At 66.3% G+C, this 13,805-nt stretch carries 14 protein-coding genes; 8 read left to right on the top strand and 6 right to left on the bottom strand.

Annotated features, from left to right (window positions below):
* Positions 1 to 56: 56 nt before the first annotated feature.
* A complete protein-coding gene (serC, locus tag AU198_RS11150) occupies positions 57 to 1,169 on the bottom strand; it encodes a phosphoserine transaminase (protein ID WP_064348131.1) in 1,113 nt (370 codons plus the stop codon).
* Between the two features lie 167 nt (positions 1,170 to 1,336).
* On the opposite strand from serC, the gene AU198_RS11155 reads away from it, so the two are divergent.
* From AU198_RS11155 to AU198_RS11165, 3 genes are all read left to right on the top strand, one after another.
* Positions 1,337 to 1,798, top strand: a complete 462-nt coding sequence (locus AU198_RS11155) for a CAP domain-containing protein (protein WP_082690960.1) — start codon at positions 1,337 to 1,339, stop codon at positions 1,796 to 1,798.
* A 159-nt stretch (positions 1,799 to 1,957) separates the two neighbouring features.
* On the top strand, positions 1,958 to 2,974 hold the full coding sequence (locus tag AU198_RS11160) for an AurF N-oxygenase family protein (protein ID WP_064348132.1): 1,017 nt from the start codon (positions 1,958 to 1,960) through the stop codon (positions 2,972 to 2,974).
* Between the two features lie 9 nt (positions 2,975 to 2,983).
* Positions 2,984 to 4,660 (top strand): FAD-dependent oxidoreductase, encoded by a 1,677-nt coding sequence (locus AU198_RS11165; protein WP_064348133.1) that lies wholly within the window; start codon positions 2,984 to 2,986, stop codon positions 4,658 to 4,660.
* A gap of 5 nt (positions 4,661 to 4,665) precedes the next feature.
* Here AU198_RS11165 and AU198_RS11170 read toward each other — a convergent pair whose 3' ends face one another.
* The 3 genes from AU198_RS11170 to AU198_RS11180 all read right to left on the bottom strand — a co-directional run bounded on the left by AU198_RS11170 (position 4,666) and on the right by AU198_RS11180 (position 7,049).
* Positions 4,666 to 5,121 (bottom strand): VOC family protein, encoded by a 456-nt coding sequence (locus AU198_RS11170; RefSeq protein ID WP_064348134.1) that lies wholly within the window; start codon positions 5,119 to 5,121, stop codon positions 4,666 to 4,668.
* Between the two features lie 195 nt (positions 5,122 to 5,316).
* Complete coding sequence (locus tag AU198_RS11175; protein WP_082690961.1) at positions 5,317 to 5,934, bottom strand: maleylpyruvate isomerase N-terminal domain-containing protein; 618 nt, start codon at positions 5,932 to 5,934, stop codon at positions 5,317 to 5,319.
* Entirely contained in the window at positions 5,931 to 7,049 is a 1,119-nt protein-coding gene (locus tag AU198_RS11180; protein ID WP_064348135.1) for a citrate synthase 2, read from the bottom strand. Before AU198_RS11180 ends, AU198_RS11175 begins: the two co-directional genes overlap by 4 nt.
* Before the next feature lie 116 nt (positions 7,050 to 7,165).
* Between AU198_RS11180 and pdxH the strand changes: the two genes are divergently transcribed.
* The 5 genes from pdxH (at position 7,166) to AU198_RS11205 (ending at position 11,977) form a co-directional block, all read left to right on the top strand.
* On the top strand, positions 7,166 to 7,795 hold the full coding sequence (gene pdxH, locus AU198_RS11185; protein ID WP_064348136.1) for a pyridoxamine 5'-phosphate oxidase: 630 nt from the start codon (positions 7,166 to 7,168) through the stop codon (positions 7,793 to 7,795).
* A gap of 122 nt (positions 7,796 to 7,917) precedes the next feature.
* Positions 7,918 to 8,568, top strand: a complete 651-nt coding sequence (locus AU198_RS11190) for a TetR family transcriptional regulator (RefSeq protein WP_064348137.1) — start codon at positions 7,918 to 7,920, stop codon at positions 8,566 to 8,568.
* Between the two features lie 97 nt (positions 8,569 to 8,665).
* Positions 8,666 to 9,973, top strand: a complete 1,308-nt coding sequence (locus AU198_RS11195; protein WP_082690962.1) for a citrate synthase — start codon at positions 8,666 to 8,668, stop codon at positions 9,971 to 9,973.
* A gap of 140 nt (positions 9,974 to 10,113) precedes the next feature.
* Positions 10,114 to 11,571, top strand: a complete 1,458-nt coding sequence (locus tag AU198_RS11200) for an MFS transporter (RefSeq protein WP_064348138.1) — start codon at positions 10,114 to 10,116, stop codon at positions 11,569 to 11,571.
* Positions 11,561 to 11,977, top strand: coding sequence for a MarR family winged helix-turn-helix transcriptional regulator (locus AU198_RS11205; protein WP_064348139.1), 417 nt, complete (start codon positions 11,561 to 11,563; stop codon positions 11,975 to 11,977). The genes AU198_RS11200 and AU198_RS11205 overlap by 11 nt, the downstream gene beginning before the upstream one ends.
* Here AU198_RS11205 and AU198_RS11210 read toward each other — a convergent pair.
* Both AU198_RS11210 and AU198_RS11215 read right to left on the bottom strand, forming a co-directional pair.
* On the bottom strand, positions 11,974 to 13,542 hold the full coding sequence (locus AU198_RS11210) for a phytoene desaturase family protein (RefSeq protein WP_082690977.1): 1,569 nt from the start codon (positions 13,540 to 13,542) through the stop codon (positions 11,974 to 11,976). The genes AU198_RS11205 and AU198_RS11210 overlap by 4 nt on opposite strands.
* Positions 13,539 to 13,787 (bottom strand): DUF2630 family protein, encoded by a 249-nt coding sequence (locus AU198_RS11215; protein ID WP_064348140.1) that lies wholly within the window; start codon positions 13,785 to 13,787, stop codon positions 13,539 to 13,541. Before AU198_RS11215 ends, AU198_RS11210 begins: the two co-directional genes overlap by 4 nt.
* Positions 13,788 to 13,805 lie beyond the last annotated feature (18 nt).

The following is a 13,805-nucleotide window of genomic DNA, read 5'->3' on the forward strand; positions in this document are numbered from 1 at the left end:
GCCGCTCCCCGGCCTGTTGGTCGCGGCTAAAGCCGCTCCCCTGCTGTCGGTCGCGGCTAAAGCCGCTCCACCACCCAGTCGATGCACGCGGTGAGCGCGCTGACGTCCTCGGGATCGACGGCCGGGAACATCCCCACCCGGAGCTGGTTGCGGCCGAGCTTGCGATAAGGCTCGGTGTCGACGATGCCGTTGGCTCGCAGCGTCTTGGCAACGGCGCCGGCATCGATGTCGTCGTTGAAGTCCACGGTGCCGACCACCTGCGAGCGCAACCCCGGATCCGCGACGAACGGCGTGGCGAACGCCGCGGCCTCGGCCCAGGAATACAACCGCTGCGACGATTCCGCCGTGCGCTTGACCGCCCAGTCCAGGCCGCCGTTGTCCAGCAACCAGTCCAGCTGCTCGGCCAGCAGGATCAGCGTGCCGATCGCCGGGGTGTTGTACGTCTGGTTCTTGAGGCTGTTCTCGATCGCGATCGGCAGCGACAGGAACTCCGGAACCCAGCGCCCCGCATCCGCGATGGCCTCGACGCGGGCGAGCGCGGCCGGCGACATGATGGCGATCCACAGGCCGCCGTCGCCTGCGAAGTTCTTCTGCGGAGCGAAGTAGTAGACGTCGGATTCGGCGATGTCGACCGGGAGCCCACCCGCCGCCGACGTCGCGTCGATCGCGATCAACGCATCACCCGACCCGTCGGGGCGCTGCACCGGGACCGCGACACCCGTCGAGGTCTCGTTGTGCGCCCAGCCGATCAGGTCCACCGAAGGATCCGACGTCGGCTCCGGTGCGCTGCCCGGGTCCGCCTTGACGACGACCGGATCGCCGACAAACGGGTTCTTGGCGACGGCCGAGGCGAATTTCGCGCTGAACTCCCCGTAGGTCAGGTGCAGCGAGCGCTTGTCGATCAGACCGAACGCCGCCGCATCCCAGAACGCGGTGGTGCCGCCGTTGCCGAGGATCACCTCGTAGCCGTCGGGCACCGAGAACAGCTGGCGCAGCCCGTCGCGCACCCGGCCGACCAGATTCTTCACCGGCGCTTGGCGATGCGACGTACCGAACAGGTCGCCGGCGGCGGCCAGCGCCGCCAGCTGTTCGGGCCGCACCTTGGAGGGGCCGCAACCGAAGCGGCCGTCACGCGGTTTGAGGTCGGCGGGAATCGTCAGCTGGCCCATGCGGTCAACAGTAATGACCGCGCCGGTGCTCTTGCCGCGGGGATGGAAGGCAAGAGAACTCTAAAAAGTGGGTAAACGGCCGATATAGAGACCTCGCCGTGTCCATACTGTGACCTGTCGGGGACTGCGGATCGAGCCGGGGGCACGTGGACAGTCGAAGCAGAAGCATGAAGGTGATACCGGCCTGCGCAGCAGCGTTGGCGCTATTCAGCCCGGCACTCGCGATCCCGGCCCACGCTGACGACGGCGACGCGCTGTTGGGCGAGGTCAACGCCGCCCGCGCGGCCAACGGCTGCGGCCCCGTCGCAGCCAACCCACAGCTGACCGCGGCCGCCGCGCGTCAGGCCAACGACATGCTGGCCAACAACGTACGCAGCCACACCGGCTCGGACGGGTCGTCCGTCGGCCAACGCATCACCGCGGCCGGCTACACGCAGTACGAGAACGTCGGCGAGATCATCTTCTGGAGCACCGGTGTCAACGGTGTCCCGGCCGCGGCCGTCAACTGGTGGATGAACAGCCCGGGACACCGCGCGATCATCACCGATTGCGGCATGACCGAAGCCGGGTTCTCGGTGGCGCGCGCCGGTAATCGGGCCACCGCAGTGGGCGAATTCGGCACCAAATAACCCCCAACCCTTCTTCCCGATATGTGAGCGCGATCACACGTCGCGTCGAAACGGCCGGTGTGACACATCTCGCTTCCGGGTATGTTCAGTACGTAGTACCTGCGGTACCGTTGTTGGACATCAGAGGCGCGAATGTAAACCTCAAAGGGGAGGCTGAGAATGGCCCGGACTCGTATGGTCAGGCGCTGGCGTCGCAACATGGAAGTCAGCGACGACGCCGAGTACGTCGACACGCTCATGACGCTGTCCGAAGGTTCGGTGCGGCGCCACTTCAATCCGTATACCGACATCGACTGGGACTCCCCGGAGTTCGCGGTCATTGAGAACGATCCGCGCTGGGTGTTGCCCGCTACCGACCCGCTCGGTGGACATCCCTGGTATCAGGCCCAGCCGCTCGAGCGGCAGATCGAGATCGGGATGTGGCGGCAGGCCAACGTCGCCAAGGTCGGGTTGCAGTTCGAGATCATCCTCATCCGCGGCCTGACCAACTACGCGTTCTGGGTGCCCAACGGCTCACCCGAATACCGGTACTGCCTGCACGAGTCGGTCGAAGAGTGCAACCACACGATGATGTTCCAGGAGATGATCAACCGCATCGGCGCGGACGTGCCCGGCATGCCGCGGATGCTGCGCTGGCTGTCGCCGTTCATCCCGCTGATCGCCGGGCCCCTGCCGATCCCGTTCTTCTTCGGCGTGCTCGCCGGCGAGGAACCGATCGACCACACCCAGAAGAACGTGCTGCGCGAGGGCAAGGAACTGCATCCGATCATGGAGCGGGTGATGGCGATCCACGTCGCCGAGGAAGCGCGCCACATCTCGTTCGCCCACGAGTATCTGCGCAAGCGCCTGCCGCATCTGAATCGCCGGCAGCGGTTCTGGCTGTCGTGGAACGTGCCGATCATCATGCGGGTGCTGTGCCAGGCGATCATCGTGCCGCCGCGGTCGTTCTGGCGTGAGTTCGACATCCCGCGCTCGGTGCGCAAGGAGCTGTTCTTCCGCGCGCCCAAGTCGCGGCAGTTCCTGCGCGACATGTTCGGCGATGTCCGGATGCTCTGCCACGACACCGGACTGATGAACCCGTTTGCGAAACTCGTGTGGCGGCTCTGCAAGATCGACGGTCCGCCCAGTCGTTACCGCAGCGAACCGGCTCGCCAGCACGTGGTCGCTGCCGCGTAGGGAGCGCCTGTGCCGCATGTGATCACCCAGTCGTGTTGTAGCGACGGGTCCTGTGTCTACGCGTGCCCGGTGAACTGCATCCACCCGACGCCCGACGAACCCGGCTTCGCGACCGCCGAGATGCTCTACATCGATCCGGTGGCGTGCGTCGACTGCGGTGCGTGCGTGTCGGCCTGTCCGGTCGGCGCGATATCGCACGATTCGAAGTTGACGCCTGCGCAGCTTCCGTTCGTCGAGTTGAACGCCGCGTTCTACCCCGAACCGGACGGAAAGCTGCCGGCGACGTCGAAGCTGGCGCCGGTGATCGAGGCGCCGGTGGTCTACCCACGCTCATGCGGACCGCTCACCGTGGCGATCGTGGGATCGGGACCGGCGGCGATGTACGCCGCCGACGAGCTGCTCACCCAAAAGGGTGTGCGGGTCAACGTCTTCGAAAAGCTGCCAACGCCATACGGTTTGGTGCGCGCCGGCGTCGCACCCGACCATCAGAGCACCAAACGCGTGACCAAACTGTTCGACAGAATCGCAGCCCAACCGGGATTCACCTTCTACCTCAACGTCGAGGTCGGCACCGACGTCACTCACGACGAGCTGCTCGAGCACCACCACGCCGTGCTCTATGCGGTCGGAGCGCCCAACGACCGCCGGCTCGACATCGCGGGAATGAACCTGCAGGGCACGGGCACCGCCACCGAGTTCGTTGCGTGGTACAACGGCCACCCTGATTTCGACTGCCTACCGGTCGATTTGAGCCATGAGCGGGTTGTCATCGTCGGCAACGGCAACGTCGCTCTCGATGTCGCGCGAATCCTCACCACGCCACCCGACATCATTGCGGCCACCGATATCTCAAATCACGCGCTCGCCGTGCTCCGCGACTCGAAGGTGACCGAGGTCGTGATCGCGGCGCGGCGCGGGCCCGCGGACTCGGCGTTCACACTGCCCGAGCTGATCGGATTGACTTCGACATGCGAGGTGGTGCTCTCGCCTGAGGACCACGAGTGGGTGGAGCGCGAGATGGCCACCACCGAGGATCGCCTGACCCGCAACAAGTTGGAGGTATTGAGCAAGCTCGGCGACACGTCCGCACCGGTGGCGCGGCCGCGTATCCGGCTGGCCTATCACCTGACGCCGAAGCGCGTCATCGGCGACGCCCGCGCCGAGGCGATGGAGTTCACCGTCACCGGCGCCGACGAGGTTCGGCGGGTCGACACCGGGCTGGTGTTGACCTCGATCGGCTACCGCGGCAGGCCGATTCGCGGGCTCCCCTTCGACGAGTCAGCGGCGATCGTTCCCAACGACGGCGGCCGGGTAGTCGACCCGCAGGCAGGTGTTTCCGTGCAAGGCAGCTACGTCGCGGGATGGATCAAACGCGGGCCGACGGGGTTCATCGGGACCAACAAGTCGTGCGCCGCTCAGACCGTGCACAATCTGGTCGCCGACTACAACGACGGCAGGCTGCGCGACCCCGCGCACAAGCCGGCCGCCCTCGACAAGCTGGTTCGCAGCAGGCGACCCGACGTGGTCGACTCCGCGGGGTGGAAGGCGATCGACGCCGCCGAGGTCGCCCGCGGCGGTGAGGAAAGGCCGCGCGTCAAGTTCACCGCGGTCGCCGACATGTTGACCGCCGCGGCCGACGCCCCGGTGCCGCTCGGCCGACGCCTATTTGCCGGCCTGCGCCGCTAGCTCCGTCACTGGTGCTGCTTGATCGCCTCGTCGATCTCCTCCTGGCTGACCTCGCGCATCGGCTGGCCCATCGACCACAGATGCCCGAAGGGGTCCCGAAGCTCGCCGTAACGGTCCCCCCAGAACATGTCGTCGAGCGGCATGACGACCGTCGCGCCCGCGTCGACGGCCCTCTGGAACCTGGCGTCGACATCGTCGACCGTCAAGTGAATGGTCACCGGCGAGCCGCCGAGCGCTTCCGGCGTCACCGACTTGCCGTCGTTCATCTCCGGGAAGTCGTCGTTGAGCATCACCAAGGCCCCGTTGATGCGCAGCGCGGCGTGAAACAGTCGCTTGCCGTCGGGTCCGGGTACGCGGCCGAGTTCCTCGGCGTCGAACGCCTTGACGTAGAAGTCGATGGCCGCAGCGCCATCGCTGACCGTGAGCATGGGCGACACCGTGGGCTGAAAGTCGATAGCCATCAGAAGAGCTCCTCTCGAATAGGTTGCGTCCCGCGAACGGGGTCGTCAGTACCGACCGGGCGCGTGCACGCAATTCATCGGTACACCGGCCATGCAACCACCGCCCACCGACAAGCCTTAGCGGGTTGATCGCACGCATGGCATGAGGGCAATCAACCGCTTAGTGCGCCCAGCCCCCGCCCCTGGGACGCGAAATCAGACGATCGAGAACGACGGCGGCAGGCTGTCGCGGCCCGTCAGCGCCATCAGCACCGTCTCACCCTGCTGCTCGGCCGCCATGCGCGCCGCCAACACCAACGCCTCCTCCAGCACCGAACCCGGCAGCGTGAACGAAAGATCAACGGCGCGTGCGATGTCCAGGCTGTGCACGGCCAGCTCGAACGTCCGCGTCGGCAGATAGGTCCGCAATCGGATGCCCAACCCGCCGAGCACCCGGATCAACGGGTCGCCCACCGTCTCCAGCCGCGCGAGCGCTCGGGAGACGAGGTCGGCCACGGCTGCCGCCGGGTCCTCACCGAGGTTGCGTCCGGCTTGCCGCCCGCGCTCGGCCACGTCGGCGGGGTCCAACCCCAGCGCCGTCGGGTTCACCCGCGCGTAGTACTCCTGCGGCGTGGCGATGTCCTCGCGGTCGGCGGGCGTCTCGAGGTAGGTGAGCACCGTGGTCAGCGAGCGCGACGTGTGCCCGACAAGCGAGCGCAGATCCCAGTCGCCCAGACCGGGACCCGACCACGCGTCGGCGGGAATGCGGCCGACCAGGTCCGCGAAACTGTGCGCCGCCGAGGCGAACGTCTCCAGGATCGAGGGCGCAGTCACGACCGGACGACTTGGTCCCAGCCCTCGACCGACTCGGGGCTGCGCGGCTCCGGGCCGACGTAGATCGCCGACGGACGCACCAGCTTGCCGAGCCGCTTCTGCTCGAGGATGTGTGCACACCATCCGGCGGTGCGCCCGCAGGTGAACATCGCCGGCATCATCTTGGTCGGCACCTGGGCGAAGTCGAGGATCACCGCCGCCCAGAACTCGACGTTGGTCTCGATGGCGCGGTCGGGTCGCCGCTCCCGCAGTTCGGCAAGGGCGGCCTGCTCGAGCGCGGCGGCGACCTCGTAACGCGGCGCCTCGAGACGCTTGGCCGTCGCCCGCAGCACCCGGGCCCGCGGATCTTCGGCGCGGTACACCCGATGCCCGAAGCCCATGAGCTTCTCGTTGCGGTCGAGGATGCCCGTGACGACCGAGCGGGCGTCGCCCGTCTTCTCGGCCTCCTCGATCATCGGGATCACCCGAGCCGGTGCGCCGCCGTGCAGCGGCCCGCTCATCGCGCCGATCGCGCCTGACAGGGCGGCCGCGACGTCGGCGCCGGTCGACGCGATCACGCGGGCGGTGAAGGTCGAGGCGTTCATACCGTGCTCGGCGGCGCTGACCCAGTAGGCGTCGATGGCCTCGACGTGACGGGGATCCGGATCACCCTGCCAGCGAGTCATGAATCGCTCTGTCACCGTGGAACATTCGTCGATGGTGCGCTGCGGGACCGCGGGCCGATAGATCCCGCGCGCGGACTGCGCGACGTAGGAAAGCGCCATTACCGAGGCCCGCGCGAGGTGCTCGCGGGCCGTCGCGTCGTCAATGTCGAGCAGCGGGGGATAGCCCCAGATCGGGGCCAACATCGCCAGACCGGCCTGGACGTCGACGCGCACGTCGCCGCTGTGGATCGGCAGCGGAAACGGTTCAGCGGGCGGCAGACCGTTGCCGAACTTGCCGTCGACCAGCAGCGCCCACACGTCGCCGAAGGTCACCCGCTGGTTGACCAGATCCTCGATGTCGACGCCGCGGTAGCGCAGTGCGCCGCCGTCCTTGTCGGGTTCGGCGATCTCGGAAGTGAAGGCGACGACGCCTTCGAGGCCGGGTACGAAGTCTTCGGGCACCGCGCTCATGGCCAGATTCTTGCACCTCTCGATCGGTGCTCATCTGGCGGTTGCTGACACGACGGCAGCCGATGTGGGCGTAGCGTTGTCGCGTGGCGGAGGTAGGCCCAGAACACTTGGCGAGGATGCGGGTGGAATACGGTTCTGCGGAAAAGGACGGCAGTCCCGATCTGGATGTCGATTGGTTGGCCGACGGCTGGGTTACGTTGCTGCGCAAGTGGTTAGCCGATGCCGAGCGCGCCGGTGTCGCAGAACCCAACGCCATGGTGGTCGGCACGGTCGACAGCCGCGGGCGGCCCGTCACCCGGTCGGTGTTGTGCAAGAGCGTCGACGACACGGGCATCACGTTCTACACCAACTACGACTCCGACAAGGGCGAGCAGCTGGCGGCGACGCCGTACGCGTCGGCCACCTTCCCCTGGTATCTGACCGGGCGCCAGGTCCACGTCCGCGGACCGGTGAGGAAGGTGTCGGCGGAGGAGACCGCCGAATACTGGTCGAAGCGACCGCGTGGGTCGCAGTTGGGTGCCTGGGCGTCGTACCAGTCGAAGCCGATCGCCTCGCGCGCGGCACTGCTGGAGCAACTGGCCGAGGTGACGCGGCGCTTCGAAGCCCACGACACGGTGCCTGTGCCGCCGAACTGGGGCGGCTATTTGATCGCCGCCGACGTCGTTGAGTTCTGGCAGGGCCGGGAGAACCGGGTGCACAACAGGATTCGCATTCAGGACGGCCGCATCGAGCGGCTGCAGCCGTAGCGCCGAGCCGATTCCATTGATTCGCTGTGCCTTTTACAAGATCACAAACATTCACGTCGTGGGTCTATCTCATTGGTCAATTTCTTAGCTCACTCATAGGTTCGACCGTTAGGATCGCGTTCGTGCCTGACGGTAGGGGGGCGCGGACTATCGGGCTGCGCGAGCGCAAGAAGCAGCGCACGCGTGCGACTCTCATCGACGCCGCCGTGGAACTGTGCAACGGGCAGGGTTTCGACAACACCACCGTCGACCAGATCGCCGCGGTAGCCGACGTCTCACCGCGCACCTTCAGCAGGTACTTCCCGACCAAGGACTCCATCGCACTGGCTCTGGTCGATGAAATCGTCGACCAAGTCGCCGTCGAGCTGGCCCGCCAACCCCCCGAGCTGAACCACTTCGAGGCGATCCTGCGCGCCTACGTCGCAATGGCTCGGGCGTCGAAACATGCCAGGCCTGGCGAGCTGACGGCCGAGCGGGTCTTGTGTATCACCCGGCTCGTTCTGTTGTCGCCGGCGCTGCGGCAGGTCACCGTTGAGTTCCGCGGCAACGCCGTTGAAGCCGTGTTGGCCAAGCGGATGGGCGTCACCCTGGATGATCGCCGAGTCCGGTTGGCATCTTCGACCTGGGGAGCGGTGATCGTTACCGCGCTCAATGATGCGGTGCAGTTCAGCGGGGATCCGTCACAGGTGACCATCGACGACCTGATCGAGCGCTTGGAGACGGTCTTCGCGGAGTTCACCGGCCTGTTGGGTAATCTGCGGCTGCCCGTCTGAGCAAGTGACCGCCCCCGGCGGGGCACGCCTGCCGGAATGGGACTACCTTTTGTAGGAGCAATGTCCGAATACTCCCAGCAGCGACGAAGGGAACCTCGTGGCCGATAACGCGAAGAGTGGGGAAGGGCAAGCCACCCTCTCCTACCCCGGTGGCACGCTCGACCTTGACATCGTTTCCGCCACCGAAGGCGCTGATGGCATCGCGCTGGGGTCACTTCTGGCGAAGTCCGGTTACACGACCTTCGACGAGGGCTTCGTCAACACCGCATCGACCAAGAGTGCGATCACCTACATCGACGGCGACGCCGGCATCCTGCGTTACCGCGGCTACCCGATCGAGCAGCTCGCCGAGAAGTCGAATTTCATCGAGGTCAGCTACCTGCTCATCTACGGTGAGCTGCCCACGAAGGAAAAGCTCGCGGAGTTCACCACGCGGATTCAGCGGCACACGCTGCTGCACGAGGACCTCAAGCGGTTCTTCGACGGCTTCCCGGCCAACGCCCACCCGATGCCGGTGCTGTCGAGCGCGGTCAACGCGCTGTCGACGTACTACGAGGATTCGCTCGACCCGTTCGACGACAACCAGGTAGAGCTGTCGACCATCCGGCTGCTGGCCAAGCTGCCGACCATCGCGGCCTACGCCTACAAGAAGTCCGCGGGCCAACCGTTTCTGTACCCGGACAACTCGCTGACGCTGGTCGAGAACTTCCTACGGATGACGTTCGGCTTCCCCGCCGAGCCCTACGAGGTCGATCCCGAGATCGTCCGCGCGCTGGACATGTTGTTCATCCTGCACGCCGATCACGAGCAGAACTGCTCGACGTCGACGGTGCGGCTGGTCGGCTCGTCGCAGGCCAACCTGTTCACGTCGATCTCCGGTGGCATCAACGCGTTGTGGGGCCCGCTGCACGGCGGCGCCAACCAGGCGGTCCTGGAGATGTTGGAGAAGATCCGCCAGGCCGACTTCGACGTCCACGAGTTCATCAAGAAGGTGAAGAACCGCGAGGACGGCGTGAAGCTGATGGGCTTCGGTCACCGGGTCTACAAGAACTACGACCCGCGCGCGCGCATCGTCAAGGAGCAGGCCGACAAGATTCTGGGCAAGCTCGGCGGCGACGACGAGATGCTGGACATCGCACGGACTCTCGAGGAAGCCGCGCTCACCGACGACTTCTTCATCGAGCGCAAGCTCTACCCGAACGTCGACTTCTACACGGGTGTGATCTACCGGGCGATGGGCTTCCCGACGCGCATGTTCACCGTGCTGTTCGCGCTCGGCCGGCTGCCCGGTTGGATCGCGCACTGGCGGGAGATGCACGACGAGGGCAGCGGCAAGATCGGCCGCCCGCGCCAGGTCTACACCGGTTACACCGAACGCGACTACAAGGACGTCAACAGCCGCTAGGTGAGCGGCCATCGTCGGCCGAACGTGGGTTACCCGCACGTTCTGGACGCCCGGAGCGTGACGTAACCCCACACTCGACGTCGCGTATCTCACTGGCAGATGCCTTGCCGGCCGAACAGTTGTAGTTTCACAATTGTTGGGTGAATGAAACCGTCGTCCGGTCATCCCCCGCTTCGCGGGGGCCCAGAGCGGCTCGGCGTAAGGCCATCATCTTGGTGACCTGCTGCCTGAGCCTGCTGATCGTGTCGATGGACGCGACCATCGTCAATGTCGCGATTCCCAACATCCGCGCCGACCTCGACGCCACCGGGTCCCAGCTCCAATGGGTGATCGACATCTACACGCTGGTGTTGGCCTCGTTGTTGTTGTTGTCGGGAGCGGCTGCGGACCGGTTCGGTCGGCGGGGCACGTTCCAGCTCGGGCTGACGGTGTTCGCGGTCGCGTCGCTGCTGTGCAGCCTGGCGCCGAACATCGAGACGCTGATCGCCGCACGCTTACTACAGGCGATCGGAGGATCCATGATGAACCCGGTCGCGATGTCGATCATCACGCAGGTGTTCACCGGGCGGGTGGAACGAGCGCGAGCCATCGGCGTATGGGGTGGCGTGGTCGGCATCTCGATGGCTGCGGGGCCGATTGTCGGCGGTGTGCTCATCGAGTGGATCAACTGGCGCGCGGTGTTCTGGATCAATCTGCCGATCTGCGCGGTGGCGATTCTGCTGACCGTCATCTTCGTCCCGAGATCCAAGTCGCTGACAATGCGCGACGTCGACCCGGTCGGACAGGCCCTCGGCATGGCGTTCCTGTTCGGCCTCGTCTTCGTACTCATCGAAGGCCCGGTCATGGGGTGGGCAGATGTTCGTACGATCGCCGTGACGGTCGGCGCGGTCGCCGCCTTCGTTGGCTTTCTGGCTTACGAAGCGCGCAGGCGGGACCCGTTCATCGACCTGAGGTTTTTCCGGAGTATCCCGTTCGCGTCGGCGACCATGATCGCGGTGTGCGCGTTCGCGTCGTGGGGTGCCTTCCTGTTCATGATGTCGCTGTACCTGCAGGACGAGCGTGGCTTCTCGGCGTTCCACACGGGGTTGATCTATCTGCCGATAGCCGTTGGGGCGCTGGTGTTCTCGCCACTGTCGGGCCGGATGGTGGGGCGGTTCGGCGCGCGGCCGTCGCTGTTGATCGCCGGGACGCTCATCACGGCGGCGACGGTCATGCTCGCTCAGCTGTCGGCGTCGACGCCGGTGTGGCAACTGCTGGTGATCTTCGCGGTCTTCGGTATCGGGTTCTCGATGGTCAATGCGCCGGTGACCAATGCGGCGGTCAGCGGAATGCCGACCGACCGGGCGGGCGCCGCGTCGGCGATCGCGTCGACCAGCAGACAGGTCGGAGTGAGTGTCGGTGTGGCGCTGTGTGGTTCGGTTGCGGGCGGCGCGCTGGCCGCGACGGGTCCCGGCTTCGCCGAGGCCGCCCGCCCGCTGTGGCTGATCTGCGCGATTCTCGGGGTGGTGATCATCGTCCTCGGCTTCTACTCGACCTCCAGACGAGCGTTGCGGTCGGCCGATCGGCTGGAACCGTTGGTGGCGACCGATGTCCGGTAAGCGTGTGGCCGACGAGGCGTGGCGGGCGATGGCGGCCTTCGTCGTCGAGAACCACGACAGCTGGAAGCGGGCGGTCGTCGAGCAGTCCGGGCTGCCGTTCAGCAGGGTGCGCATCCTGCGACGGTTGAGCCGACGGCCGATGACCGTGAAGGAGTTGGCGCAAGCGGCAACCGTCGACGCGCCGGCCGCGACCGTCGCGGTCAACGACCTTGAAGGGCGCGGGCTCGTTGTGCGTCAAGTTGATCCGGCCAACCGCCGGTGCAAACGGGTGTCGCTCACCGATGCGGGACGCGCCATGGTGGCCAGGATCGACGCGATCGACGACCCGGCGCCCGACGCCATGGTGAACCTGGACCAAGCTGATCTCGAGGCGCTGCGTCGCATTGTGACCAAGATGCGGTCTTAGCCCTCCAACACCGCCATCGCGGCATTGTGCCCGCCGATCCCCGATACTCCGCCACCCCGACGTGATCCCGACCCGCACAGGAGGATTCGGTCATGCGCGGTCGCCACACCCCACCGTTGAGCCGGGGTGTCGAGTGGCTCGTCATTCTCGGCGAACGGCCACGCCAGCCCACCGTGAAAGATGTGCCCACCAGTCATACCGAGCGAGTGTTCGAGGTCGACGGTGGTCTTCGTCTCAATGCACAGCCGGCCCGCCGAGTCCTCTATCAGCACGTCCTGAATGGGTTCGGCCAGAACGGAATTCAATGAACTGAGTACCGCCGATGTCAATGTGTCCCGCATCCGATCGGGGTCACCCGACGACACCAGGTGGTGAGGGGTGTGCAGACCGAACAGGGTCAGCGTCTGCGCACCAGCGGCGCGAAGTTCATCGGACAAAATCGACGGGTCGGTCAGCGAGTGGCAGTAGATCTCACACGGCAGCGGGTCCGGTACCAGGCCGTCGGCCGCTCGCAGATATGCCGAGTCCAACTCACTGTACGTCTCGTTGATGTGGAAGGTCCCGCCGAATGCCTGCTCCGGTGTGGCGGTCTGGTCGCGCAACCGCGGTAGGCGCTGCAGCATCAGGTTCACCTTGACCTGCGCACCCGGCGTCGACTCCGGCGGCTGCTCACCCAGCAAGCCCGCCAACACCGTGGGCGTCACGTTGGCCAGTACCACCTCCCCGTGTACGGAGTGGTCGACGCCATCGCAGCGGTACCGCACTTCACCCTCTGGGTCGAGAGCGTATACCTCAGTGCCGCAGGTGATTTCGGCACCTGATCCGGTTGCAGCGGCTGCCAGCGCACCGGTGACGGCGCCCATCCCGCCGATCGGCACGTCCCAGTCTCCGGTTCCGCCACCGAGCAGGTGGTAGAGAAAGCAGACGTTCTGAATCAACGACGGGTCGTCGAGGCGGGCGAACGTTCCGATCAACGCGTCGGTGGCCATCACACCGCGCACGACGTCGTTGTCGACGACAGAGGTAATCCCGTGCCCGATCGGCTCGTCGACCATCGACCGCCACACGGCTTCGTCATCCACGAGAGCACGCGCCTGACTACGCGTCAGAAGCGGTTGCAGCAGCGTCGGCCATAGTCGCTCGACGAGGCCACCGCACCGGCGGTAAAACTCGGCGAACCGCGGCCCGTCGTCGGCCGCGCCGATTGCGTCGAATGTTGACGTGGGGCCGATCAGCAGTCCGGTGCGTCCGCCGGTCGCTGGGTCGGGCGTATAGGACGAGTAGCGACGACGCACCAAGCGCACCCGCGCGCCGAGGTCGTCGACGATCCGTCGGGGCAACAGGCTGACGAGGTAGGAGTACCGCGACAGTCGGGCGTCGATTCCTTCAAAGGCGTACGCGGATACCGCCGCGCCGCCGACATGGTCGAGGCGCTCCAGTACCCGTACCCGGCGACCCGCCTTCGCCAGATAGGCCGCCGCGACGAGGCCGTTGTGCCCGCCGCCGACAATGACGGCGTCGTATGTCGCCTCCGGAGCGGCTCCGGGGGCGTAGCTGGGACTCAGTTCAGGTAGCCCTCGACCTCGTCGGGCGGACGCACTTCGGCTTCCCGCGGATCGCCGCCGGTCTCCCGCAGGGCACGGCGCTGCCGCAGCAGATCCCAGCACTGGTCGAGCTGCACCTCGACGGCCTTCAACCGGCGATGCTCCTCGGACTCGTCGATCTCGCGGTTCTGAAGCTTGGCCCGCAGATCCTGCTCCTCGGCGACCAGCCGGTTGACCTGGTCGAGAATGTCTTGATCTTTGGTCACAGCACCAGTCTGCCCGAC

The organism is Mycobacterium sp. GA-1199, from assembly GCF_001500045.1.
GTDB lineage: Bacteria > Actinomycetota > Actinomycetes > Mycobacteriales > Mycobacteriaceae > Mycobacterium.